This window comes from Cupriavidus sp. 22TCCZM01-5 (genome assembly GCF_057798915.1).
On the sequence record NZ_JBYOJR010000051.1, the window covers coordinates 1 to 23,349 of the forward strand.

23 protein-coding genes and 1 pseudogene are annotated in these 23,349 nt (G+C 64.3%); 18 read left to right on the forward strand and 6 right to left on the reverse strand.

Annotation, left to right across the window (positions count from 1 at the left end; all coding sequences use genetic code 11):
• The 6 genes from AC3FNH_RS30340 to AC3FNH_RS30365 all read left to right on the forward strand — a co-directional run.
• Positions 1-328 (forward strand): hypothetical protein (locus AC3FNH_RS30340; protein ID WP_276102709.1); only part of this gene is annotated, 328 nt, incomplete at its 5' end.
• Between the two features lie 321 nt (positions 329-649).
• Positions 650-1,168, forward strand: coding sequence for a hypothetical protein (locus AC3FNH_RS30345; RefSeq protein WP_488722711.1), 519 nt, complete (start codon positions 650-652; stop codon positions 1,166-1,168).
• A gap of 195 nt (positions 1,169-1,363) precedes the next feature.
• Entirely contained in the window at positions 1,364-1,600 is a 237-nt protein-coding gene (locus AC3FNH_RS30350; RefSeq protein WP_153950024.1) for a hypothetical protein, read from the forward strand.
• A gap of 26 nt (positions 1,601-1,626) precedes the next feature.
• The gene (locus tag AC3FNH_RS30355; protein WP_488722712.1) at positions 1,627-1,935 is read left to right on the forward strand and encodes a hypothetical protein; all 309 of its coding nucleotides are present in this window, start codon (positions 1,627-1,629) and stop codon (positions 1,933-1,935) included.
• Between the two features lie 12 nt (positions 1,936-1,947).
• Complete coding sequence (locus tag AC3FNH_RS30360) at positions 1,948-2,217, forward strand: GTP cyclohydrolase (protein WP_488722713.1); 270 nt, start codon at positions 1,948-1,950, stop codon at positions 2,215-2,217.
• Between the two features lie 49 nt (positions 2,218-2,266).
• On the forward strand, positions 2,267-2,509 hold the full coding sequence (locus AC3FNH_RS30365) for a hypothetical protein (RefSeq protein WP_276102704.1): 243 nt from the start codon (positions 2,267-2,269) through the stop codon (positions 2,507-2,509).
• A gap of 418 nt (positions 2,510-2,927) precedes the next feature.
• Here the strand turns inward: AC3FNH_RS30365 and AC3FNH_RS30370 are convergent, their stop codons facing one another.
• Both AC3FNH_RS30370 and AC3FNH_RS30375 read right to left on the reverse strand, forming a co-directional pair.
• Entirely contained in the window at positions 2,928-3,269 is a 342-nt protein-coding gene (locus AC3FNH_RS30370) for a YciI family protein (protein ID WP_488722714.1), read from the reverse strand.
• A gap of 113 nt (positions 3,270-3,382) precedes the next feature.
• Positions 3,383-3,667 (reverse strand): septal ring lytic transglycosylase RlpA family protein, encoded by a 285-nt coding sequence (locus AC3FNH_RS30375; protein WP_276102702.1) that lies wholly within the window; start codon positions 3,665-3,667, stop codon positions 3,383-3,385.
• An 889-nt stretch (positions 3,668-4,556) separates the two neighbouring features.
• Between AC3FNH_RS30375 and bcaP the strand changes: the two genes are divergently transcribed.
• The 5 genes and pseudogenes from bcaP to AC3FNH_RS30400 all read left to right on the forward strand — a co-directional run.
• On the forward strand, positions 4,557-5,954 hold the full coding sequence (gene bcaP, locus AC3FNH_RS30380) for a branched-chain amino acid transporter BcaP (protein WP_488722715.1): 1,398 nt from the start codon (positions 4,557-4,559) through the stop codon (positions 5,952-5,954).
• A gap of 271 nt (positions 5,955-6,225) precedes the next feature.
• Positions 6,226-7,320 carry a Leu/Phe/Val dehydrogenase gene (locus tag AC3FNH_RS30385; RefSeq protein ID WP_488722716.1) on the forward strand — a complete coding sequence of 365 codons (1,095 nt, stop codon included), beginning with the start codon at positions 6,226-6,228 and terminating at the stop codon, positions 7,318-7,320.
• Between the two features lie 268 nt (positions 7,321-7,588).
• Positions 7,589-8,830 (forward strand): serine hydrolase domain-containing protein, encoded by a 1,242-nt coding sequence (locus AC3FNH_RS30390; protein ID WP_276102699.1) that lies wholly within the window; start codon positions 7,589-7,591, stop codon positions 8,828-8,830.
• A gap of 235 nt (positions 8,831-9,065) precedes the next feature.
• The gene (locus tag AC3FNH_RS30395; RefSeq protein ID WP_488722717.1) at positions 9,066-10,100 is read left to right on the forward strand and encodes an AI-2E family transporter; all 1,035 of its coding nucleotides are present in this window, start codon (positions 9,066-9,068) and stop codon (positions 10,098-10,100) included.
• Between the two features lie 18 nt (positions 10,101-10,118).
• A pseudogene (locus AC3FNH_RS30400) lies at positions 10,119-10,556 on the forward strand (RES family NAD+ phosphorylase); the annotation flags it as partial.
• 51 nt (positions 10,557-10,607) lie between these two features.
• On the opposite strand, the gene AC3FNH_RS30405 reads toward AC3FNH_RS30400, so the two are convergent.
• A complete protein-coding gene (locus tag AC3FNH_RS30405) occupies positions 10,608-11,351 on the reverse strand; it encodes a FadR/GntR family transcriptional regulator (protein WP_276102697.1) in 744 nt (247 codons plus the stop codon).
• A gap of 144 nt (positions 11,352-11,495) precedes the next feature.
• On the opposite strand from AC3FNH_RS30405, the gene AC3FNH_RS30410 reads away from it, so the two are divergent.
• The 5 genes from AC3FNH_RS30410 (at position 11,496) to AC3FNH_RS30430 (ending at position 17,151) form a co-directional block, all read left to right on the forward strand.
• Complete coding sequence (locus AC3FNH_RS30410; RefSeq protein WP_488722718.1) at positions 11,496-12,275, forward strand: (Fe-S)-binding protein; 780 nt, start codon at positions 11,496-11,498, stop codon at positions 12,273-12,275.
• Positions 12,272-12,979 carry a LutC/YkgG family protein gene (locus AC3FNH_RS30415; protein WP_488722719.1) on the forward strand — a complete coding sequence of 236 codons (708 nt, stop codon included), beginning with the start codon at positions 12,272-12,274 and terminating at the stop codon, positions 12,977-12,979. The genes AC3FNH_RS30410 and AC3FNH_RS30415 overlap by 4 nt, the downstream gene beginning before the upstream one ends.
• Entirely contained in the window at positions 12,976-14,421 is a 1,446-nt protein-coding gene (locus AC3FNH_RS30420) for a LutB/LldF family L-lactate oxidation iron-sulfur protein (RefSeq protein ID WP_488722720.1), read from the forward strand. The genes AC3FNH_RS30415 and AC3FNH_RS30420 overlap by 4 nt, the downstream gene beginning before the upstream one ends.
• Before the next feature lie 124 nt (positions 14,422-14,545).
• A complete protein-coding gene (locus tag AC3FNH_RS30425) occupies positions 14,546-16,255 on the forward strand; it encodes a lactate permease LctP family transporter (RefSeq protein WP_276102693.1) in 1,710 nt (569 codons plus the stop codon).
• A gap of 125 nt (positions 16,256-16,380) precedes the next feature.
• Complete coding sequence (locus AC3FNH_RS30430) at positions 16,381-17,151, forward strand: SDR family NAD(P)-dependent oxidoreductase (RefSeq protein WP_488722721.1); 771 nt, start codon at positions 16,381-16,383, stop codon at positions 17,149-17,151.
• A 407-nt stretch (positions 17,152-17,558) separates the two neighbouring features.
• Here AC3FNH_RS30430 and AC3FNH_RS30435 read toward each other — a convergent pair whose 3' ends face one another.
• The 3 genes from AC3FNH_RS30435 to AC3FNH_RS30445 all read right to left on the reverse strand — a co-directional run bounded on the left by AC3FNH_RS30435 (position 17,559) and on the right by AC3FNH_RS30445 (position 21,600).
• A complete protein-coding gene (locus AC3FNH_RS30435) occupies positions 17,559-18,689 on the reverse strand; it encodes a CaiB/BaiF CoA transferase family protein (protein WP_488722722.1) in 1,131 nt (376 codons plus the stop codon).
• Positions 18,690-18,703: 14 nt separating this feature from the next.
• Positions 18,704-19,684 carry a Bug family tripartite tricarboxylate transporter substrate binding protein gene (locus tag AC3FNH_RS30440; RefSeq protein ID WP_488722723.1) on the reverse strand — a complete coding sequence of 327 codons (981 nt, stop codon included), beginning with the start codon at positions 19,682-19,684 and terminating at the stop codon, positions 18,704-18,706.
• A gap of 119 nt (positions 19,685-19,803) precedes the next feature.
• Positions 19,804-21,600 carry an acyl-CoA dehydrogenase family protein gene (locus AC3FNH_RS30445; protein ID WP_488722724.1) on the reverse strand — a complete coding sequence of 599 codons (1,797 nt, stop codon included), beginning with the start codon at positions 21,598-21,600 and terminating at the stop codon, positions 19,804-19,806.
• A 124-nt stretch (positions 21,601-21,724) separates the two neighbouring features.
• On the opposite strand from AC3FNH_RS30445, the gene AC3FNH_RS30450 reads away from it, so the two are divergent.
• Together AC3FNH_RS30450 and AC3FNH_RS30455 are read left to right on the forward strand one after the other, a co-directional pair.
• Positions 21,725-22,633 carry a LysR family transcriptional regulator gene (locus AC3FNH_RS30450; RefSeq protein WP_488722725.1) on the forward strand — a complete coding sequence of 303 codons (909 nt, stop codon included), beginning with the start codon at positions 21,725-21,727 and terminating at the stop codon, positions 22,631-22,633.
• 395 nt (positions 22,634-23,028) lie between these two features.
• Positions 23,029-23,343: a FeoA family protein gene (locus tag AC3FNH_RS30455; protein ID WP_276103348.1), complete on the forward strand. Its 315-nt coding sequence runs from the start codon at positions 23,029-23,031 to the stop codon at positions 23,341-23,343.
• Positions 23,344-23,349: the final 6 nt, after the last annotated feature.

Below are 23,349 nucleotides of genomic sequence, written 5' to 3' on the forward strand. Positions count from 1 at the left end.
CATGCAAGATGCCGCGCGGCGACCGCCGTTCGCCCAGTCCCCCAGTAGTCAAGTCAGTCAGTCATTCGCCGGGATTGATGCAACCGATGTCTGGCGAGGGAGACTCTTCTCCGCAAGACCATTCGCGAAGCTGGTCTCCGCCTTTGCTCCTGCGCTTCCGCGTTTCAGACTGGCGGAGCCGTGCTCTCATCGTGATGACGATGCCGTAACGATTTCCAGCAATGCGATATGGGTGGAGATGATTACCCGCTGGCAATGGAAGATCGGTGCCCATAACGGTGACCATTTTTCAACACTGCCATCACTATTTCAGCCTGGCAAGCGATGAAGGAACATATCGTGCCGAAAGAATCTGCAGAGACCACTTACCGGGCCATACATGTCACACGCCTTCTACGCGACCGCCAGGTGGGCAGGCCGCCGAAGGGAAACACCCAGCGATTCGGAGTCATGCGATTGGCAGCGTCCCGGTGGCATCAGGCAAATACGCTGCTGATTGACTGGGATCGTGCTGTCAACGAAGGCTGGCCAGACCTGCGGTCACCGTCCTGCACCCGCACCAGGGCCATCAGGAGCATGGGCCGCAGCCATCAAGCAAGCATCCGCCGGCTCGCCGGAAATGGAAACTGAGATTGCGTGAGGTAATTTCATGCGTACGCTGCTGTATTTCAGTCTGAGAGACAAGGCCACCGCGCGACTTGCACAAGCGCGACTGGGCGATCTGGCCGGTACCCCGACACTCGTCGCAGGGCCGTGGTTTGTCCAGCGCGACAATCAGCCCGTCGACGGACTGCCGAGGATCGACCTCGGTCAGACCACGTACCGCGAAGAGGCGGCGATCACAGGAATCTTCGTCGGCGCGATCGTCGGCGCGCTTGTCATCTTCAGATACGGCGTTTCCGCCGGCGCCAGTGCCACTGCCGTTGCGTATGTTGGTGCTGTCATGCTTGGCGCCATGATCGGATGGTGGGTCGGCGGATTGGTCGGCGCCAGGATCGGCCGCCTTGCACTGTGGCGGCAGAATGCGCAAATGGAACCGGGCCAGTTGCTGATGATCGCCAGTTGCGATTCGCGATCGAAGGAAGCCCTGAAGGAGATCATCAACGAACTGGGCGGCGTCGGGGTCGACGAGCATAGTGACCTGATGCCGAATTTCAGATGGCTATGACTGCCGCTTCGGATCGGCCGTGCCGATGCGTCCCCGGAAACGTATGTTGTTCAGCCTGAGCGAGAAAGAAGTTTGGCGGCCGAATCCCCAGGTACCTATGGTTGGATCCTACTGCTCCGGACTCACATCAACTTCAATCCCTACTGGTCGTGGTATTACGTTGAAAAACTCACTCCTGGAAGGTTGAAGATGGCTATGGATCGCGTGACGGAGTACCGTGGGTTCGATATCCATGTCGATCTCAATCTGGCATCCAAGGACATGTTCGACGTCTGGTTCCAGGTTGAGGGACCCATGAGTCCGCCAGGCGTTGCAGCGATTGGCAAGCGAATCAAAGTCTTTGGCGGGCCGTACTCCAGACGTTGGGCTTACCTGGTGGCGGAGCTGGCAGGACGGGCCGCCGTGGACGTTATTCTTGGGCCGGATGAATGAGCGGAGGCCGAGAGCGGAGGTCAGATATGCAACGACGCGCCACGATTGGTGAATATGAAGTGTTGATCGAAGCGGAGCAACACCACGGTCCCACCCAGTTGGCCGGAGCGGTTGGCTACGTAGTGCGCTACTCGCTTGCTCGTACGGATTGCCGGCCCATCAGAGGCGATCTTCCCAGCGCACATTCCTTCGATCTCATCGACGGCACCGACTACTTTCACAGCGTCGATGCGGCGCTGGACTACGGAGAGGCAAAGGCTCGCGATGACATTGCTACCTTGTCACCGAATGTAAATCGGACACATCAAGGCATATCCGCGTATGCTCAATGTTGAAAGGAGACCAACATGTCTCAGAACAACGCAATCTACAAAGGCTTCAGGGTATCTGCAAGGGTGCGTCACGCCGCCGGTGCGGTCCTCGGCGGCGACCTGGTTCAGCCGCGCTTCCTCGCTACCGTAACGATCACGCAGGTGAGTACAGGAATGGGTTCCCGCAGACGGCTGCCACCCATGATCCAGCATTTTGCCAGCGCCCCGCATGCTGCCATCGCGCTGGCCTTGTCATCAGCCAGGGACGCGATCGACGGCATGTCCACCTCCGTCAAGGCGAGGTAGCCCGTCGGCCATGCCACAGGCTCAGATCGAAAGAGAAAGGGGAAACATCATGTCAAGACAGGTCAAGAACAAGGCCGAACTGCGCGCCATGCTTCGTGCGGAACAGGCAAAATTCTCGGAATGCGAGGGCGCTTGCTTTGGCGACGTGTTCTGGCATGCCGCGGATGCCAGCGGCTGCAACTGGAGTCTGTCAACCATGGAAGGCGACAACAGCGCCGCATGCCTGGAGGCGATCCGCCCGTTCGCTAGCCAGCTACGCGAGATGTACAACGTGCCGGACGAAGGGAAGTAGCGAGCCTCGGCCAAAGCCATCCACGAAGCAATCCACCTTAAGACGCACCGCTTTGCGGCCATAGGCCGCACTTCTGTCTTTCGTCAGGAGTATGCGTCTGCACGTAAGTTCTATTCCGAAGAAGGGCTGCCGCGTTTGCTATCAAAGACCGGCCAGCGATTCACCTGCGACTTGGCCTTCGATAATGTATTCGCCGTGTTGCATGGCCGCACGCTTCGCTAACCCCAAGTCAGACCAGTGCATATCCGGAACGTGGAACACGCGCGCGCTTGTGCCGCTCGGTGGCGAAGCGGTCGTCTGAATGGCACGGTCGGGGCGACATCGTACGTCGCTTCCTGGCCGGACTCTGACGTCGGCCACCCGCCCACGGGTGCGCTGGTGCCGTGTCATCGATCGCAGCGGGTACGGGCCCTGCCCGTCAGCTCTCGGGGTCATACCCAAACTCGCGGAGTTCCTGCGAGCAGCGGCAAGCTTTTGCGATCTTTGCAGCCCACAGGATGGCGGCTTCGCGCGATGGGAGCTGCAGGACACAGAAGCCGCCGTCGAACTCCTTCGTCTGGGGATAGGTTTCGTTTGTGACCGTGCCGTCTGCGGCGACCATGAGTGGTGCGACATCCTCGTTGATACCACCACCGAACACGTACACGCCTGCAGCCTTCGCCTCGCGCATGACCTCGCGCGCAGCTTCGCCCACGGGGGCAAAGTCCTCGGCGAGGACTTTCATCGCCCTTCCAGGAAAGGAGATAAGGTATTTCGTCATCGTTCGGTCCTTCGGTTGAGGTCAGTGCTGTTTGTGAGGCCCTAACGTGTTATGGGGCGATGTGTAACGCGCCCTAATACGAATGACAGAAAACGGCCGCCCAAAGCAGACAATCAACGTTCAATCTGCACGCGCATCGACCGCGCGTCTGGCAAACCCAAGGCTTCCGCCGCAGCGTAAGAGAGATCGATAATGCGGCCTTTGACGTATGGTCCACGATCGTTGATGCGAACCACAACCGACTTTCCGGTAGCCAACGATCTGACGCGCACATAGCTGCCGAGCGGCAATGTTCGATGGGCGGCAGTCAAGGCGCCGCCATCGTAGCGTTCACCGTTTGCGGTCGAATGCCCCTGGAACGTTGCCGAATACCATGACGCCTCGCCGGATTGCAACATCTCGTGCTCGTGCCGAGGGCGACAGGAATCAGCTCTGCACGCAGCATGCTTGGTCGGAATCTGTCCGCAAGCAGTGAACAAAGCGCAGAAACCCAAGACTCCAAAATAGCGAAGTGATAGCACCATAGACCACCCATCAGTGATTGGGACGTGGTTCTAACGGTCTCCAGAAGTTCGCGTTGGCGGCGTGCCAGGTTACGTGACACCTTGACAATATTTTAGGTGACAAGCGACGCCCCTGAAGGTCCGACCCAATACTGAGAGCGGGAAGAATCTTGATGGCGTCTTTTCAGAAGCGCTGCGGATTGTCAGCCTGGCTCAAGCACAACTGCAGCAGTAAGCGGGGGGCGGAGTCCCAAGCCCGCATTACTTTCCGAGAAGCCGCAAACGATCCTCGCTATGGAAGGGTGAACCCTGCATTCAGATCGGAGCCTTTCGCTATTCGTTTTGAGGATATCAGGTCTTGGATTTTTTGATTTTACGATGGCGCGGGCGCTTCCTACACTCCCCCGAACAATAGAAACATGCGGAGACAGACATCGTGATTACCTCACTATCGCCAACTTGCGCGAAGCCTTGGCCGCGTATCGTCGCCCCGCTCGGATGGGTTCATCACGTCGATTGAGACCGGCGTGTTTGATATCAGCGGCGTGCAAGGAATCGGAGGACCGTATGCGCCGCGTTGTTTCGGTTTGATGTCTGTCCCCGCGGCCTGAGCGGTCCGGGTAATTCCCACAAATACCGGGACCGGTGCGCGACCTGCGTGCCGGCAAGCCGTGCCGCCGATCCGGCAGCACGCTCCCCGGATGCCATTGCGCCCGCATGACTCGTCGCCATCCCCGGCGTGGGCCCGTGCGATCGCTCGGCAGCACATGAAGGAGACCCCTGTATGAGCTTGTTCCGAACCAAAGACATTGACGCCATGCTGGTGGACCGCCACGTTGGCGGCCTGAAGAAGGTGCTGGGTCCGATGGACCTCGTGCTGATGGGCATCGGCGCCATTATCGGCACCGGCATCTTCGTGCTGACCGGCACCGGCGCTTTGACCGCCGGCCCGGCGCTGACCGTGTCTTTCGTCATTGCGGCCATGGCCTGCGGCTTCGCCGCGCTGTGCTATGCCGAGTTCGCCTCCGCCATCCCGGTGTCGGGATCGATCTATACCTATAGCTACGCGACTCTGGGCGAGATCATCGCCTGGATGATCGGCTGGGACCTTCTGCTCGAATACGGCCTGGCTACCTCGGCGGTGTCGGTGGGCTGGTCGGGATACTTCCAGTCGCTGGCGGCGGGTTTCGGCCTGCATTTACCGGCGGCGCTGACGGCAGCGCCGGGGGCGGTGCCAGGCGTGCACACCTTGTTCAACCTGCCGGCTTTCCTGATCATGTTAATCACCACTTGGGTGGTGTCCTGCGGCGTGCGGGAGTCGGCCCGACTCAATAATGTGATGGTGGCGATCAAGATTGCGGTGGTGGTGCTGTTCATCGCGGTCGGCGTCTGGCATGTCGAGCCGGCCAACTGGCAGCCATTCGCGCCGTTCGGGGTATCCGGCATCTTCAATGCGGCAGCGCTGGTTTTCTTCGCCTTCATCGGTTTCGATGCGGTGACCTCGGCCGCCGAGGAAGTGCGAAATCCGCATCGCGACCTGCCCGTGGGTATCATCGGCTCGCTGGCGGTCTGCACAGTGCTATACGTGATAGTCGCGGCGATCATGACTGGCGTCGTCCCCTTCGCCAAGTTCGCCGGCATCGACCATCCCGTGTCCCTGGTGTTGCAGTACGCAGGACAGAACTGGGTGGCCGGCTTTGTCGACCTGGGCGCTATTCTCGGCATGACCACAGTGATCCTGGTAATGACCTTTGGCCAGACTCGCGTGATCTTTGCCATGTCGCGCGACGGCCTGTTGCCCGCCAAGCTGTCGTCGGTGCACCCGTTGCACGCCACGCCGTTCTTTGCCACCTGGACCGTCGGCATCGTGTTCGCGATGATCGCCGCCTTTGTGCCGCTCAATGTGCTGGCCGAGTTGATCAATATCGGCACGCTCTCCGCCTTCACGCTGATCTCGATCGCGGTGCTGGTGCTGCGCCGGACCCGTCCAGAACTGAAGAGGGCCTTCCGCTGTCCCGGCGTGCCGGTGGTTCCGCTGCTATCGGTGGGCTTCTGCCTGTTCCTGATGGCGCACCTTCAAGCGCTGACCTGGATCGCCTTCCTCACCTGGCTCGGGATCGGGCTGTCGGTCTACTTCCTGTACGCGCGCCGCAACGCGGTGCTGCACGGTAGCGCCAGGTAGCACGCAGGGCCGGCCGTAAGCGCCTACATGGACGCCACCGTTTGCCAAGTCAAGAACGGGTGAATGGATGTCGAGGCCGACCTTGGAGTAAGCGAAAACCCCAGCCCCTTCCGTACCTAGGATCTCGGTAAGATGCCACCCCGGCGCTGGCGCGACACAATCGCCCAAAGCCGAACACGATGGGGGCTCCGCGCCCATCAAAGCCGCACCGCACTGCAACCCAGGCGGTGTGCCAAGGAAGGCAGAGCTACAGCTTTGCATTCCACACGTCATGGAGAAGAAGTTGAACGATCGTACCCACGCAGCCGCTGTCCGCCTGTTCGGCACCGGCGAAGGCCTGTCCCACGAGCGCGTGACGCTCGCCACGGATCCGCAATCCGGCCTGCAGGCCATCATCGCCATCTACAACACGAGACTGGGCCCCGCCTTCGGCGGCTGCCGGTACTGGGCCTATTCCGCCGAGACCGAGGCGCTGTCCGACGCCCTGCGCCTGTCGCAGGGCATGGCCTACAAGAACGCGCTCGCCGGGCTGCCGTTCGGCGGCGGCAAGGCCGTGATCCTGCGCTCGCCGGCGCAGACGGACCGCCAGCAGCTCTTCCGCGCATTCGGCCGCATGGTGGAGTCGCTGCGAGGCAGCTATATCACGGCTGAAGATGTGGGCACGACGGTGGACGACATGCGCGCTGTCCAGGCCGAGACCGGCTACGTCAGCGGCATGCCGCGCGATGGCGGATTCGGTGGCAACCCCTCGCCGTGGACGGCTTACGGCGTGTTCGTCGGTATTCAGGCGGCGGCGCAGTACCGCCTGGACCGCAAGTCGCTCGCGGGGCTGTCCGTGGCCGTCCAGGGACTGGGCTCGGTAGGCTGGGAACTCTGCCGCCGCCTCCATGAGGCGGGCGTGACCCTGACCGTGGCGGATATTGACGCCGGGCGCACGACGCAGGCGCAGCAGCAATTTGGCGCACGCGTCGTATCGCCGGAAGCCATCACGGGCGCGGATGTCGACGTATTTGCTCCTTGTGCGCTCGGTGCCGTCATCACCCCGGCCGTGGCCGAAAGCTGCCGCTTCCAGATCATCGCCGGCGGCGCAAACAACCAGCTCGCTTCACTGGCCGAAGGTGACACCCTGCATCGGCGCGGCATCTTCTACGCGCCCGATTTCCTCATCAATGCCGGTGGCATCGTAAGTTGCGCCCGGGAATACCTCGGCGGCGTCGACGATTCAGCCCTTCGCGACGAAGTGGCTGGTATCCGCGACCGGGTGCTCAGGCTCGCGCAACGCGTAGAGTCGACGGGCGAGGCGCCGGCACGCGAGGCGGTGAAGTGGGCGCACGAGGTGTTGTCGCACGGCATCGGCTTGAACTGAGCACCAAGCATCGCGAGACCAAAGCCGCTTGAAAAGAAGGAGCGCATCGTTGATGGCCAGCCGCCAGGCGACGCGCTTCTTGCCTACTTCTTGTCTCTCGGACAAGAAGTAGGTCGCCGGCTACGCCGGCGAAACAGCAGCGCCTGCCAAGGGCGACGCCCCAATCATCACCGCAGCCCCGGGGACGCTAGCGAAAAACGCCCCCGCCAAGCACAATGAATCCCCTCTATACATAAAATTTCCCCCCAACCCGCCCCGCAATTCAGCGATGAACCAAAAATTTGCCGTTGCCCTGTTTGTGGTCGCGCTCGCAAACTCGGCGAACGCCGCGCCTGACGAAGACAGGCTAGGTAAAGCCAAGGGATATCCGCTCGGAACACTTGGGAATTTCTCCTACGACGAGTCCGTCAGGGTGGGCTCTTTTTCCGCGCTGGGTGACATTTCGGGCATCAAGATGAATGTGCTTGCCCCAAGCGTTGCGCCGATGGTTCTGTCGCGCAGCGACAGCGAACCGTCCATCCGCTGGGACGTCGATCATCTCAAACGGCTGACGATTGACGACTATCTGGCTCGCCAACGAATCATGGGCCTGTTGATTATCAAGGATGGCGTGATTCAGGTGGAGCGGTATCAGTATGACCGTCAGCCGTCGCAGCGGTTTCTGTCCAATTCGATGGCCAAGTCGATTACCTCCCTGGCAGTGGGCTTTGCGCTCCAGGAAGGAAAAATCGACTCGCTGGATGATCTCGCCGAACGCTACGCCCCCAAGCTGGCCGGCACGCTGTACGGCGGCACCACGATCCGCAACCTGTTGCGCATGTCGTCGGGGGTGCGCTTCACCGAGAACTACGACGGCCACGACGATCTGGCGCGCTTTGCCCGGGCGGCTCAACGCGAGGGTGCGGAGGCAGCCGCCAGGCTCATCACCGAGCGGGAGGCGCCTCAAGGCACGCGATTCTCTTATTCGAGTGCCGAGACCGATATTCTCGCAACAGTCGTGCATCGCGCCACAGGCATGACGCTCAGCGAGTACCTGACGCCGCGCCTGTGGCAGCCCATCGGGGCGGAAAACTCCGCGCTTTGGCGGGCCGATGGTACAGGGATGGAGCGGGCGGCGGGGAACTTCAATGCAACACTACGGGACTATGGGCGCTTGGGCATTGTCCTGGCGAACAACGGTGTCCGCCCGGATGATCCGCAACAGAGGCAGATTGTGCCGAGGGAATATTTGCTGGATAGCACGGATTCGCGGCGAATTCCGGAGGCATTCCGGCCCGGCAAGGCGACTGCCTATTATGGCTATGGTTACCAGTTCTGGATATTCCCCGGCGAGAAACGGCGCTTTGCCCTCCTCGGTGTGTACGGCCAGATGATCCTGATCGATCCCGAATTGAAGCTGGTCATGGTACAGGCGGCGGCGAACGCGACTCCCAAGGCGGGACAGACAACCCTTGCCAAGGATGCGGACGCGTTCTGGCGGGGTGTCGTCCGGCACTACGGAAGCTGGTAAAGCGCAAGGTCTATGCGCTCGGTCGTTTGCCGTGAGCAATCTGCTCTTCCCGACAATGGCGGATAGTCTAGCCACGCCACTTGTCCTTTCATGGCTGGAAACGATCAGCGACATATCGAGGTGCTTGCCTAGTCTCAATCTAGCCCCGAAAATCAAGCTCCAGCGCTCCCGCCAGCAGCCTCGCGCACCAAGTCCGCCGAATGCCGCAGGGGCAACACATACGCCGGAGAGCCAGATGCCTCACCAACCCCCGCCCCCCACCCCCCGCCTGCTCCCCGCAGCCTGGTTCACCGTGGTCGGCGCCTCTTACCTCCTCACCGCCCTGGCGCTGTGGACGGTGCTCCAGGCCAACCTTGTCGCCGCCCTGCTCTCCGGCCTGCTGCTGTACTCGCTGGTCGACGTCCTGGCCCCACGCCTGAAGCGCCTGAACCAGCGGCACGACGCCCTGGCAGTCGCCATCCTGTCACTCGTGATCCTGGTAGCGCTGTCGCTTGGCATCTGGGCGCTGGTGCGCTTCGTCAGCGGCGAGGGCACGCTGGACGCGCTGCTGGACCACGTCGCGGACATCATCGACCAGTCCCGCGGCCAATTGCCCAACTGGGTCAGCGGCGCCCTGCCAAGTACCGTCGAAGAACTGGCCAACACCCTGATCCACTGGCTGCGCGAACACGCGCAGATGGCGCAGAAGCTGGGGGCGGAGGTCCTGCGCACGCTGTTGCATATCATCATCGGCATGATCATCGGCGCGATGGTGGCACTCTACCGCGCAGTGTCGCGCCCCAACCGCCGGGCGCTGGCGACGGCGCTGGTGTCGCGGGCCCGTTCGCTGCAGCAGGCTTTTGCGCAGTTCATCTTCGCGCAGATCCAGATCTCGACCATCAATACGATCCTGACGGCGATCTACCTGCTGGTGGTGATGCCCTTGTTCGGCGTGCACCTGCCGCTGTCGAAAACGCTGGTGGTCATTACCTTCGTGGTCGGGCTGCTGCCGGTGCTGGGCAACCTGATTTCGAACACAGCCATCGTGGTGGCATCACTGTCGGTATCGCTGCCGATTGCGGTGGCGTCGCTGTTCTACCTGGTGGTGATCCACAAGCTCGAGTATTTCCTGAACGCCCGCATCATCGGCGCACGCATCCAGGCGGCCGCCTGGGAGCTGCTGATCGTGATGCTGCTGATGGAGACGCTGTATGGCATTCCGGGCGTGATTGCGGGGCCGATCTTCTATGCCTATTTGAAGCGTGAGCTGTCTAACGCCGGACTGGTGTGATCCCGGGCTTGATCGCGCACGGATACGCCGACCTACGAGGCCCATGACCTGAGCGGCACCGGGGCCAAGGTCTCGGGCGGACGATGGAATCGCAAGGGCAATGCCGTGGCATACACGTCGACCAATATCGCGCTGGCATGCCTCGAGACCGTTGTGCATCTGATCGATGACGGTCTCCCGCTCAACCGCTATCTGGTGCGGATCGAGGTGCCGGATGAAGTGTGGGATGGGCGCCTGACGTTCAAGCCGGCCGTAGGCTGGGATGCGGAACCCGCTGGCAAGGTGAGCCTCGACGCCGGGGACGAGTGGCTTGCCCTGGGGAAGAGTGCATTGTTGGTGGTCCCGTCGGTAATCGTCCCGGAAGAAACGAACGTGCTCATCAACCCCGGCCACCCGGACGCCAGGAAGATCAAGGCCACGAAGATTCGGAAGTGGCTGTACGACGCACGGCTTTAGCCGCTCTCCCGCATGTCCATGTGGCTTCGCTTCGTGCGGCGTTTCTGCCGGCTAATCCATCCCCTTATCCGCCCCGCCTCCGCTCTCCACCCACGTCCGTACAAAATCGATATGCGTCTGCATGGCCGTGCGCGCCTCTTCCGGCCGGCGCGCGCAGATGGCGTCGCACACCGTGCGGTGCTGCAGCAGCAGGAGCGCTGAAGTAGCCTCGCCCTCTTCGCGCAGCCCGGTGCCGCTGATGGTGATGTGTTCGCGCAGCATGCTGATGACGCTGGTATGCAGGTGCAGGAACATGGTGTTGTGCGAGGCCTGCGCGATGGCATCGTGCAGGCGGGTGTCGGCCTCCGCCTCGGCCTGCTTGTCGTCAGCCATGCGCGCGCGTTCGAGTTCCGCCATCAGGCCACGGATGCGTTCACGGTCTTCATCGCTGCCGCGCAACGCGGCGAAGTAGGCGGTGGCGCCTTCCAGCACGCGGCGGAATTCCAGGATGTCATCGCGCAGCGCCGGATGGTCGGCCACCAGCTGGCCCCACGGCGAGGCGATGCCCGAGCGCAACTTGTCGGTCACGTAGACGCCGGCGCCGCGCCGGCTTTGCAGCAGCCCGCGCGCTGCCAGGCGCTGGATGGCTTCGCGCACGGTATTGCGCGCCACGTCGTATTGCTCGGCCAGTACGCGCTCGGCAGGCAACCGTGCGCCCGCGGGCCAGGTGCCGTCGAGCAAGGCGGTTTCCATGCGCCGCATGACCGCCTCGACGCGTCCGCGCCCGCCTGCGTGCAATTGCGTCCCTGTTGCCATCTCGTTTTCCCTTCCTGACTTGCCCTGAGCGTCGGCGTTGGCCGATGTGATCCCCACGCAAAGTGGTCCAACCAATTTGTACTGTAGCGCGGAAGCGGGAATTATGCGCCCGAACGTGCGATTCCAGCGCGTGCGGAGCGAGACATGAAGGACAGGCAATACCCCACCACTGCCCCCGCGCAGGTCTACCTGTTTGCGACCTGCCTGGTCGACCTGTTCGTGCCACAGGCCGGCCTTGACGCCGTGCGGCTGCTTGAGCGCGAAGGGCTGACCGTGCACTTTCCGCGCGCGCAGAGCTGCTGCGGACAACCGGCCTACAGCAGCGGCAATCCCGACCAGGCCCGCGACGTGGCACGCGCCCAGCTGGATCTGTTCGGCGAGCCGTGGCCCGTCATCGTCCCGTCCGGCTCCTGCGCCGGCATGATGCGGCACCACTGGCCGCAGCTGTTTGCCGACGACCCCGTCGCCGGCCCCAAGGCCCGCGCGCTGGCCGAGCGTATCTACGAACTCACCGAATTCCTGCTGCACGTGCTCAAGGTCGACTTCAGCCAGGCACTGCCGGGCAGTCACGCGGCAGAGCGCATCGTGCTTCATACCTCGTGCGGCGCCCGTCGAGAAATGGGTACGCGCGCCCATGGCGTGGCGATGGTCGATGCCTTGCCCGGCGTGACGCGCTTGGAACACGAGCGTGAATCCGAATGCTGCGGCTTTGGCGGCACGTTCTCGCTCAAGCATCCGGATATCTCCGGCGCGATGGTGCGCGACAAGGTCGCTTCGGCCTGCGCCACGGGCTGCAACCGGCTGGTATCGGCCGATTGCGGCTGCCTGCTCAATATCGGCCACACGGCCGCGCATGACGGCGCGCCGCTGGAGGTCGAACACCTTGCCAGTTTCCTGTGGCGCCGTACCGGAGGTGCCGCATGACCGCGCTCACCGCACGCGAACGCATGCTGGGCCGGCTGCGCGCCGCCGCGCCGGCAACCCGTGCCACCACCACGGCGGAAATCGATGGCCGCATCGACGCGCACTACGCCGAACGCGCACCCGCTGCAAACGGGCTCGAGGCACGCATTGCGTCGATGCAGGCCGGGCTGGAGGCCTCGCACGCCGAGGTCTGGCGCACCACGGCTTCGGCATGGCCCGCGCTGCTCGCGGAGAAGCTCGCGCAAGCCGGCGTGCGGCGCCTGCTGCTGGACCCGTCGCAAGCCGCGGGCGCAGCGCTGAAGCAGGCCTTGCCGACGCCAATCGAAGCCATCGGCTATGACCGTCCGATCGAGCAATGGAAGGCCGAGCTGTTCGATACGGTCGATGCCGGCTTCACGGTCGCGCGCTCCGGCATTGCCGCCACCGGCACGCTGATCCTGGCGCCGGACGCGGGCTCGCCCCGCACGGTGTCGCTGGTGCCGCCGCTGCATGTGGCGCTGGTGCATGCCTCCACGCTGCATGCGGACCTGCACACGGCCGCGCGCGCCGAACGCTGGCGCGATGACATGCCCACGAACCTGGTGATGGTGTCGGGCCCCTCCAAGACTTCTGATATCCAGCAAACCCTGGCCTACGGCGCGCATGGTCCGCGCCAGCTCTGGGTGGTGATTGTCGATGACAGCAACGCGGGGAGCCAGGCATGAGCGAAAGCACGCTGCACTTCGTCCCGTCCCAGGACTTCAAGGCACGCGCCCGCGAGGCGCTGGACGATCCCAAGCTGCGCCAGAGCTTCCGCGGCGCGATGGATTTCCTGCAGGGCAAGCGCCGGTCGCAGTTCCCGGATGCCGACGAACTGGAACACCTGCGCGATCTCGGCGAGGCGATCCGCCAGCACGCGCTGGCCAACCTGCCCGACCTGCTGGTGCAGCTCGAAGGCAACCTGATCGCCGCCGGCGTGCAGGTGCACTGGGCCGAGACCGCCGACGAAGCCAACGCGATCATCCACCGCATTGCCGCATCGAAGCAGGCACGCCGCGTGATCAAGGGCAAGTCGATGGCCAGCGAGGAAATCGAGCTGAACCATTACCTGGCCGAGCGCGGGGTGGACTGCATCGAGTCGGACATGGGCGAGTACATCGTCCAGCTTGCCGGCGAGAAGCCCTCGCACATCGTCATGCCGGCGATCCACAAGACCAAGGGCGATATCGCCACGCTGTTCGAGCAGCACATCCCCGACACGCCCTATACCGAAGATGTGGACGCGCTGATCCAGACCGGCCGCCGCGCCTTGCGCCAGGCGTTCGTCGAGGCGGATATCGGCCTGTCCGGCGTGAATTTCGCGGCGGCCGATACGGGCACGCTGTGGCTGGTGGAGAACGAGGGCAACGGGCGCCTGTCGACCACGGTGCCGGACGTGCACATCGCCATCATGGGCATGGAGAAGGTGGTGGCGCGGCTTGAACATATCGTGCCGCTGTCGAGCCTGCTGACGCGTTCGGCCACGGGCCAGGCCATCACGACCTATTTCAACCTGATCTCCGGCCCGCGCCGCGAAGGCGAGCGCGATGGCCCGCGCGAGGTCCACCTGGTGCTGCTCGACAACGGGCGCACGCAGGCCTATGCCGATGCGCAACTGCGCGCAACGCTGCAGTGCATCCGCTGCGGCGCGTGCATGAACCATTGCCCGGTCTATACGCGCATCGGTGGCCATGCCTATGGCACGACGTATCCGGGACCGATCGGCAAGATCATCTCGCCGCACCTGCTGGGGCTGGAGGCGACTGCCGATCTGCCCACCGCATCGAGCCTGTGCGGCGCATGTGGCGAGGTCTGCCCGGTGCGCATCCCGATCCCGCAACTGCTGGTGCGCCTGCGCACGGAAGCCAACCGCGACCCGCAGGAGCAGGTCGCTCATCCGCTGCGTGGCCAGGGCGCCAAGTACAGCCGCGGCGAGCACCTGATCTGGCGCTTCTGGAGCGGGGCGTTCTCGCATCCGAAGGCTTACCGCATGTTCCGCTGGGCAGCGACGCGCCTGCGTGCGCTGACACCGGCGAAGCAGATGGGGTGGACGCAGCATCGCACGCCACTGACGCCTGCGGCGCGAAGCTTGTCGGATCTGCTGAAGGAAAAAGGCCAGCCGGAGTAAGAAACCGGCAGGCTCCATCGCTCTCCCGCTTGCCGGAGAGCGATGACACCGTCGCGACAGACGGGTCGGCCAGGCGCCGAACAACAAACAACACCCGAAACACCACTGAAGTAGGAGACCGAGCATGCAACCCTGGACTCAGATCTACACGCCGCTGGGCAGCCTGTGGCTGTCCGCCCTGGCGGCAGCCATTCCCATTCTGTTTTTCTTCGTAGCCCTGGCGGTCTTCCGCCTGAAGGGCCATGTCGCGGCAGCAGTGACGCTGCTGCTTTCACTGGCCGTGGCGATCTTCGCCTACGGCATGCCGGCGCAGCAGGCGCTGGCGGCAGCGGGATTCGGCTTTGCCTATGGCTTGTGGCCGATCGCGTGGATCATCGTGACCGCGGTGTTCCTGTACAAGATCGTGGTCAAGACCGGGCAGTTCGACGTCATCCGCGCTTCGGTGCTGTCGATCACCGATGACCAGCGCCTGCAGATGCTGCTGATCGGCTTCGCGTTCGGCGCGTTCCTGGAAGGCGCGGCCGGCTTCGGCGCCCCCGTGGCCATTACGGCAGCGCTGCTGGTCGGGCTGGGCTTCAATCCGCTCTATGCAGCAGGGCTTTGCCTGATCGCCAACACCGCGCCGGTGGCCTTCGGTGCGATGGGCATTCCCATCATCGTGGCCGGGCAGGTGACGGGCATCGACGCCATGCACATCGGCGCGATGGCTGGCCGCCAGCTTCCGCTGCTGTCGCTGGCGGTGCCGTTCTGGCTGGTGTTCATGATGGATGGCGCCAAGGGCGTGCGCGAAACATGGCCGGCGGCGCTGGTGACGGGTGGCAGCTTTGCCGTGACGCAGTACTTCACGTCGAACCATATCGGGCCTGAGCTGCCGGATATCACCTCGGCGCTGGTCAGCATGGTGTCGCTGGCGGCGTTCCTGAAGGTGTGGAAGCCGCGCACCGCCTCGCAACGCGCGGGCGGCAATGTGGGCGGCGGCACCATGGCGATGTCGGCGTTTGGTGGCGGCGGCTTCAGCAACGGTGTGCAGACCGGTGGCAACCGCAAGTCGCCCTACACCGCTGCGCAGACGATCCGTGCGTGGGCGCCGTTCGGCATCCTGACGGCCATCGTCACGGTGTGGAGCCTGCAGCCGTTCAAGGCGCTGTTCGCGGGCAATGGCGCGCTGGCGGGCACGGTGCTGAAGTTCAAGGTGCCGGGGCTGGACCAGCTGGTCATCAAGGCCGCGCCGATCGTTGCATCGCCCAAGCCGTATGAAGCCGTGCTCAAGCTCGACCTGCTGTCGGCCGTCGGCACCGCCATCCTGCTGACCGCGCTGATTTCGGCCGTGCTGCTGCGCATGAAGCCGCGCGACCTGGTGTCGACCTTCGGCGAGACGCTGGTGGAACTGGCGCGCCCGATCCTGTCGATTGGCCTGGTGCTCGCGTTTGCGTTCGTGGCCAACTACTCGGGCATGTCTTCCACGCTGGCGCTGCTGCTGGCGGGCACGGGCGCGGCCTTCCCATTCTTCTCGCCGTTCCTGGGCTGGCTGGGTGTGTTCCTGACGGGCTCGGATACGTCGTCGAACGCGCTGTTCTGCTCGCTGCAGAACACCACGGCGCACCAGATCGGCGTGTCCGACACGCTGCTGGTGGCGGCCAACACCACGGGCGGCGTGACGGCCAAGATGATCTCGCCGCAATCGATCGCGGTGGCCTGCGCGGCAACCGGACTGGTGGGCAAGGAGTCGGAACTGTTCCGCTTCACCGTCAGGCACAGCCTGCTGTTCGCGGTGATCATCGGCATCATCACCGTGGTCCAGGCCTATGTGCTGCCGGGGATGATCCCGGGCTAAGCCTCTCCGGCCGCGGGCGGGTTTCGTCGTATCCGACGATGCCCGCCGGCAAGGCGGCCTCTTAGCATGATCTGATCCGCCCGCAGACAAGGGCCGGGCTCATCCATCCTCACAGGAGACAGATCATGCCTTTCACTCCCTTCGACCTCACCGGCAAGGTGGCCCTGGTGACCGGCGGTAATGGCGGCATCGGCCTCGGCATGGCCGAGGGCCTGGCCCAGGCCGGCGCCGATGTCGCGATCTGGGGCACTAATGCGCAGAAGAATGCCGCCGCCGCCGAGCGGCTGGCGCAGTATGGACGCAAGGTTCATACCGCGATCTGCGATGTCGGCAATGAATCTTCCGTCGCCGCTGCCATGGATGGCACGCTCGCCGCGTTGGGTCGCATCGACGGCTGTTTCGCCAATGCCGGGGTCTCGGCGCGTGGCACGCGCTTCGAAGAAATGGGTACGGAGGATTGGCACCGCGTGCTGCGGGTCAATCTGGATGGGGCGTTTTTTACGCTGCGCGCGGCGGCCCGGCAGTTGCTCTTGCAGGGAGATGGCGGGGTGCTGGTTGGCACCGCCTCGGTTGCGGCCATTGAGGGTGCTGCGCGCAATGAGCATTACGCGGCGACCAAGGGCGGGCTGATTTCCATGATGCGCGGGCTTGCGGTGGAATATGCGCGGCAGGGGATTCGCGCGCACTCCGTGCTGCCGGGGTGGATCAAGACTGAGATGACCAGCAATGCGCAGGCCAATGCGACGTTTCAGGAAATGGTCGGGAAGCGCGTGCCGATGCGGCGATGGGGGGAGGGGTCTGATTTCGCCGGGATTGCGGTGTATCTGATGAGTTCGGCTTCTGCGTATCACACGGGGGATACGTTTGTGATTGATGGGGGGTATACGTTGTTTTGAAGGTTTTGGTGCCTGGCGGGCGCTGCTGTTTCGCCGGCGTAGCCGGCGACCTACTTTCTGTCCGAGCGACAGACAGTAGACAAAGAACGCGTCGCCTGGCGGCTGGCCATCAACGATGCGCTTCTATGGCTCGAGCGGCTTTGGTCTCGCGAGGCTTGGCTATTGTTCAGACCTGCTACGCATAGTGAGTCAGAACCTGTGCCTGCGATAACCGGCTTTTGTACGATCCCCATGTAGGGCGGTGGCCGCCTGCTAACACCGATATCACATCATCGCCTTCGGCTGCGCTTCGCGCGGCTCGGTAGCGTGGCATCGGTACTGTTTGCGGACCTCAAGACGCAGTGAGCTTGATTCAGGGGTGCCATCTATGCGATCCATGCAGCCGTGGACAGCGCCCCCTGTTCACTTCAATCCTCCTTCGGCAGGAACTGGTCTCCTTCCGTCAGCGGGGCAAACCGATACGTCGCCGGCGTCCGGCTCAGCTTCACGGGTGCGCCCAGTCCGCGATAGCCGCCTTCCATCTCCACAACCATCTCGCGATGCATGGTATGCGGATGCTGCAACGCGTCGGGCACCGACAGCACCGGCGCGCACGGCACGCCCGCGGCCACCAGCGTATCGGCCAGGACCTTGCCGTCCAGCTCACGCATCCGCGCTTCCAGCTCCGCCTTCAAGGCAACGCGATTGACCGAGCGCGCGCCAGCCGTGGCATAACGCTCGTCATCCGCCAATGCAGGCACCTGCAAGTACTCGCACAGGATGCGGAACTGCCGGTCATTGCCAACGGCAAGGAAGATCGGATCCGTGCCCGTGGCAACAGTGTCGTACGGATAGATGTTCGGGTGCGCATTCCCGGTACGCACCGGCGTCTTGCCATTCATGAACCAGTTCGCCGCATGCGGATGCAGCAGCGACAGGCCGGAGTCATAGAGCGCCGCTTCAACGAACTGCCCGCGCCCGCTGCGCTCGCGCTCCTGCAGCGCCAGCAGCACGCCGAGCGCGGCGTTCATGCCGGTCACCATATCGACGACAGGCAGCCCGACGCGCAAGGCGTCGCCATCCGCTTCGCCATTGATGCTCATGAGACCAGCCATGGCCTGCACGACGGCGTCATAGCCAGGCAAACCGCCAAGCGGACCATCCGCGCCGAAACCGGAGACGCGGCAATGCACCAGCCGCGGGAAGCGAGCCGACAACGTGTCATAGCCGAGCCCCCATTTCTCCATGGTGCCGGTCTTGAAATTCTCGACCAGCACGTCCGCGTCTTCGAGCAGCGCGAGCAGCACGCCGCGGTCCGTCTCGGCAGTGAGGTCGAGCTTCATCACGCGCTTGTTGCGGTTCAGCCCGAAGTAGTACGACGCTACGCCGTCCCTGAACGGAGGGCCCCAGGTACGCGTGTCGTCGCCCTGCGGCGGTTCGATCTTCAGCACGTCGGCGCCGTGGTCACCGAGGATCTGGCCGCAGAACGGGCCGCCCAGGATGCGCGACAGGTCGACCACGCGGATGCCGGCCAGCGCGCCCGTCTTGGATTGCGTCATGACATGGCTCCTTGTCAGTCGAGTTGCGCGCCGGACTTCTGCACGACGGTGCGCCACTTGGTGACTTCGGACTTCACGAAACCGCCGAGCTGCTCGGGCGTGGTGGACGGTGCGAACTCCAGGCCCTGCGCCTGCAGGGTCTTGCGCACGTCAGGCTTCTGCAGGGCTTCGGCGAAGGCGTGGTTCAGCTTGGCGATCACCGGTGCGGGCGTGCCGGCCGGCACTACGACGCCGAAGAACACCGATACGTCGAAGCCGGGCACGCCCTGCTCCGCAACCGTCGGCACATCGGGCAATGCCTGCGAACGCGCCTTGGTGGTCACGCCGAGCGCACGCACCTTGCCGCTCTTGATGAACGGCAGCGCGGTCAGCACGTCGGTGAAGGTCATGCTGACCTGTCCGCCGAGCAGGTCATTGAGCGCCGGCCCCGTACCCTTGTATGGCACATGCTGGAAATCGGTCCCCGCGAGGTTGTTGAACAGCACCCCCGCCAGGTGCGACGACGCGCCATTGCCCGACGAGGCGTAGCTCAGCTTGCCCGGATGCGCCTTGCCATAGGCAATCAGCTCGCCGACGTTCTTTGCCGGCACGCTTGGGTTGACCACCAGCACATTCGGCAGCTGGCCAATCTGGATCACGGGCGCGAAGCTCTTGACCGGGTCGTAGTTGATCTTGCGGTAAAGGCTCACGTTGATGGCCAGCGGCGCCGAGGTGCCGAACATCAGCGTGTAGCCATCCGGCTCGGCACGCGCCACGGCTTCGGCGCCGATATTGCCGCCGGCACCGGCGCGGTTCTCGACCACCACAGGCTGGCCCAGGCTGGTCTTGAGGGCCGCGGCCAAGGTACGCGCCATGGCATCGGTAGGACCGCCCGGCGGATAGGTCACGACCATCATGATCGGCTTGGAGGGATAGTCCTTCTGCGCGAAGGCGGGGGTGGCGCTGACGCACAGCGTGCAGGCGGCGATCGCCGCGATGCGGTGCCAGAGTTGCATGGCTTGTCTCCTGGTATGAGTCGTCTCGCATTGCCCCGGGCGAACGTCGGGCAATGCGGTGGACAGCACCGTTTGGCGGCGCCGTCAGGGGCAAAGGATTTTGGAAGTTCAGGAAAAGGTCAGAACACGTTGACCTGATCCACCGCGCCGGCGGCACGCACCACGCCATCGGCCGGCGGCGCGACGGTTTCGGCCAGCCATTCCGGCTCGGCCTGCGCGGACAGCGGGTCCTGCGGCAGCACGCGGTGACGCAGCACCAGTTGCGCCAGCCGCATGCGGCGTACCGAGCCGATGCGCCCGGCTTCCCAGGCCATCGCCACGGCAGTGGTGACGTGGTAAAGGCCGGAGGCCGCCTGGCGGGCCAGCAGGTCGCCGGCAGCGCCGGCTTCGGCGGCGCTCGCGGCAAAGGCAGCGGCGCGCTCGATGGCGGACTCGAAGGTGGCGCGGGCCGTGGCATGCAGCGGCGTGTCGGCCAGCAGGCCTGCCAGGTGCGCGCGCAGCGCAGGCAGCGAGCCTTCGCGGCGGATGGCGCGCAGCACGTCCAGCGCGACGATATTGCTGGTGCCTTCCCAGATCGAGCCGAGGTGGGCATCGCGCACCAGGCGCGGGTCGCTCCATTCCTCGATATAGCCGCAGCCGCCGCGGATCTCCATGGCGTCGCCAGTGACCTTGCGCGCGTCACGGCAGGCGCGGAACTTGATCAGCGGCGTCAGGATACGCATGAGCGGGTAAGCGTCCGCTTCGCCGGCATCGGCGCGGCGCAGCGCTTCCGCAGTCTGGAACACCATGGTGCGCGCCTGCTCGGTGGGCAGCGTCAGCTTGAGGAGCTGGCGGCGCATCAGCGGCATGTCTTCGAGGCGCTTGCCGAAGGCCTTGCGCTCGCGGGCGATGAACAGGCCCTCGGTCAGCGCGCGGCGCATCAGGCCGGCGGCGCGTACGCCGTTGGACAGGCGCGAGTTGTTGATCATGTCGGCCATCTGCACAAAGCCGCGCCCCGGCTCGCCGACGAGATACGCGCTGGCGCCTTCCAGCCGGATCTCGCCGCTGGCCATCGAGCGCGTGCCGAGCTTGTCCTTGAGCCGGATGATGCGGTAGCGGTTGTCGCTGCCATCGGACAACTTGCGCGGCAGCAGGAACAGCGACACGCCCTTGTGACCGGGCACGGCGTTGCCGGCTTCGTCTTCCACGCGTGCCAGCACCATCGCCAGCGCGGCGTCGGGGTTGGAGCAGAACCACTTGTCGCCGATCAGGCGCCAGCCGCCTTCGGCCTGCGGGTCGCGTACCGCGCGTGTGGCGGTGGCGGCCACATCGGAGCCCGCGCCCTGCTCGGTCATGAACATCGCGCCCTGGAACAGGTCTTCAAAGACCTGCGTGGTCAGGTTGGGCAGGAAGCGCTCGACCAGCGCCGGATCGCCGAACTTGCGCAGCGTGCGCGTGAGCGAGTCGGTCATCGACAGCGGGCAGCACAGGCCGAATTCCGCCTGAACGAGCATATACGTGAGCGCGTACTTAGCCGCCGGCGGCATTGGCTTGTCCCAGCCGAACACGCCGGCGCGGTGCGAGACCGCGGCCAGGCCGAACTCGGAGAACGCCACGCGCTCCAGTTCCACGTAGGCGGGATGCTTGTGCACCAGTTGCTGGTCGATGCCACTGCGGGTGCGGTGGGTCAGCGTGGGCGGGTTCTGGTCGGCGATCATTGCCAACTCGTCCAACACGCCGCCGGCCAGTTCGCCCATGCGCTCCAGGTGCGGCTGCAGGACATTCAGCAGGCCCGCCGGCAGGTAAAGCGGCAGCAGCGCGCGCAGGTCCGGGTCGGCGGTATAGAGGCTGCCGCCCTGGCGATCCGGTACCGGGTGCTCGGCCTGCGATGCAATGGATTGGGCTTGGGGTGCGGCATGACGCACAGCACTGGTCATAGAAGGTCTCCTGGATGGGCCTGATCCGCCGTCCAGCCGCGGACCTGTTTGCACCATTATTGGATTCCCATGGATTCGCGTCTAATTCTAAAATTGGCTTGATCAATATGTTTTTTGTATCGGCATGGAATTCCGACACCTGCGCTATTTCCTGGTCCTGGCCGAGGAGTTGCACTTCGGCCGCGCGGCCAAACGGCTGTCCATCTCGCAGCCGCCGCTGTCGCTCAATATCCAGCAGCTCGAGGCCTCGGTCGGCGCCAGGTTGTTCGAGCGCGACAGCCGGGGCGTGCGGCTGACGGCGGCCGGGCGGGCCTTTCGCGAATCGGCCACGGCGCTGCTGGCGCAGGCCGAGGCGGCACGCGTGCTGGCGCGCGACATCGAGGCCGGCGCGGTCGGGCGGCTGCGCGTGGGCTTTGTCGGGTCGATGCTGTACCGGGGCTTGCCGCAGCGCCTGCACGACTTCCAGGCGAGCTTTCCGGGTATTCAGGTGGCGCTGACCGAACTCAACTCGCAGGAACAGATCGACGCCCTGTTGCATGATGAACTCGACGCCGGCTTCGTCCACACGGGACGCCTGCCAGACGAACTCGGCGCCGTGCTGGTCCATCGCGAGCCCTTTGTCTGCTGCCTGCCGCAGGACCATGCGCTGGCGGCACAGGCCGAAGTGGCGCTGGCCGCCCTGCGCGCCGAGCCGTTCGTGCTGTTCTCGCGCAAGGCGTCGCCGGACTACTACAGCCGGATTTTCGAGATGTGCGCCGCGCGCGGCTTCTATCCGCAGATCCGGCACGAGGTCCGTCACTGGCTGTCGGTGGTGTCACTGGTGTCGCAAGGGATGGGCGTGGCCGTCGTGCCGGCCGCGCTGGCAAGATCCGGCATGGCCGGAGCGGCGTTCCGGCCGCTGGCGGACGCGGCGGAGGTGCCGTCCGAGGTCTACTGCGCATGGAAGGCCGCGCCGGATCACCCGGCCCGGGACCATTTCGTGGCGATGGTGCGCGCGGCCACTGCGACGCAGGCGGCGCAGGCCCTGAACTGATTTCGCCCCCGCAAAGAAAAAAGCCACCTGCCCAAAGGCTGGTGGCTTGTGAAGTACGCGTGGAACGGGGTGTTCAGCGTAAGAGCAGCTTAACGCCGGGGCCTTGTCTCACCAATAACACAAATGCAGTAATCAACAGGACAAGCATCCCCGCATAAGCAAGGCTGTGGCAGGCAAGCGGAAGTACGCACAAGCCCGTCCCACTAGCTGAGCCGGCAAGGCAAAATAGCGGCTTTGCGCGTACTGGCAAATCTACGGAATGTGCCCGCCCCGTCCGCCGGAATGGCATTGCTGCCGTGGAATTGAGATACAATGAAAACGATTTTCATTTACGTACCCTGGCGGGAATGCGCCGTGTGCTCGGCAGCAGTCCGTGCCTTCCGACTGGAAGCATGATGCAGTTGTCTGAACTTCCACGGCGCACGCCCGCCGTAGTGCAATCGGTGGACGATGCCACGCCCGGCGACCCCGTTGCGCGCCGCCTGCGCGAACTCGGCTTCGTTCCTGGCGAACAGGTGCAAGTGATCGCCTTTGGCCCCTTCGGCATGGACCCGCTCGTCGCGCAGGTCGGCTTCACGCGCTTCGCGCTGCGGCGCTCCGAGGCGGCGCGCATCGGCGTCGAAGTCGTCAGCGCCACCGTTACCAGCATTGCGCCGGCCAGCGAGGCCGCCGGCCAGCCTGATACCAAGGCTGCCCAACGCAGCGCCTGAGTTCTC

Coding starts and splice junctions, on each gene's coding strand:
- AC3FNH_RS30395 (WP_488722717.1), top strand. CDS start 9,066: ATGCCTCACCAACCCCCGCCCCCCACCCCCCGCCTGCTCCCCGCAGCC.
- AC3FNH_RS30350 (WP_153950024.1), top strand. CDS start 1,364: ATGGATCGCGTGACGGAGTACCGTGGGTTCGATATCCATGTCGATCTC.
- AC3FNH_RS30455 (WP_276103348.1), top strand. CDS start 23,029: ATGCAGTTGTCTGAACTTCCACGGCGCACGCCCGCCGTAGTGCAATCG.
- AC3FNH_RS30345 (WP_488722711.1), top strand. CDS start 650: ATGCGTACGCTGCTGTATTTCAGTCTGAGAGACAAGGCCACCGCGCGA.
- AC3FNH_RS30355 (WP_488722712.1), top strand. CDS start 1,627: ATGCAACGACGCGCCACGATTGGTGAATATGAAGTGTTGATCGAAGCG.
- AC3FNH_RS30390 (WP_276102699.1), top strand. CDS start 7,589: ATGAACCAAAAATTTGCCGTTGCCCTGTTTGTGGTCGCGCTCGCAAAC.
- AC3FNH_RS30430 (WP_488722721.1), top strand. CDS start 16,381: ATGCCTTTCACTCCCTTCGACCTCACCGGCAAGGTGGCCCTGGTGACC.
- AC3FNH_RS30415 (WP_488722719.1), top strand. CDS start 12,272: ATGACCGCGCTCACCGCACGCGAACGCATGCTGGGCCGGCTGCGCGCC.
- AC3FNH_RS30385 (WP_488722716.1), top strand. CDS start 6,226: ATGGAGAAGAAGTTGAACGATCGTACCCACGCAGCCGCTGTCCGCCTG.
- AC3FNH_RS30410 (WP_488722718.1), top strand. CDS start 11,496: ATGAAGGACAGGCAATACCCCACCACTGCCCCCGCGCAGGTCTACCTG.
- AC3FNH_RS30445 (WP_488722724.1), bottom strand. CDS start 21,600: ATGACCAGTGCTGTGCGTCATGCCGCACCCCAAGCCCAATCCATTGCA.
- AC3FNH_RS30370 (WP_488722714.1), bottom strand. CDS start 3,269: ATGACGAAATACCTTATCTCCTTTCCTGGAAGGGCGATGAAAGTCCTC.
- AC3FNH_RS30440 (WP_488722723.1), bottom strand. CDS start 19,684: ATGCAACTCTGGCACCGCATCGCGGCGATCGCCGCCTGCACGCTGTGC.
- AC3FNH_RS30360 (WP_488722713.1), top strand. CDS start 1,948: ATGTCTCAGAACAACGCAATCTACAAAGGCTTCAGGGTATCTGCAAGG.
- AC3FNH_RS30375 (WP_276102702.1), bottom strand. CDS start 3,667: ATGTTGCAATCCGGCGAGGCGTCATGGTATTCGGCAACGTTCCAGGGG.
- AC3FNH_RS30450 (WP_488722725.1), top strand. CDS start 21,725: ATGGAATTCCGACACCTGCGCTATTTCCTGGTCCTGGCCGAGGAGTTG.
- AC3FNH_RS30365 (WP_276102704.1), top strand. CDS start 2,267: ATGTCAAGACAGGTCAAGAACAAGGCCGAACTGCGCGCCATGCTTCGT.
- AC3FNH_RS30405 (WP_276102697.1), bottom strand. CDS start 11,351: ATGGCAACAGGGACGCAATTGCACGCAGGCGGGCGCGGACGCGTCGAG.
- AC3FNH_RS30420 (WP_488722720.1), top strand. CDS start 12,976: ATGAGCGAAAGCACGCTGCACTTCGTCCCGTCCCAGGACTTCAAGGCA.
- AC3FNH_RS30435 (WP_488722722.1), bottom strand. CDS start 18,689: ATGACGCAATCCAAGACGGGCGCGCTGGCCGGCATCCGCGTGGTCGAC.
- bcaP (WP_488722715.1), top strand. CDS start 4,557: ATGAGCTTGTTCCGAACCAAAGACATTGACGCCATGCTGGTGGACCGC.
- AC3FNH_RS30425 (WP_276102693.1), top strand. CDS start 14,546: ATGCAACCCTGGACTCAGATCTACACGCCGCTGGGCAGCCTGTGGCTG.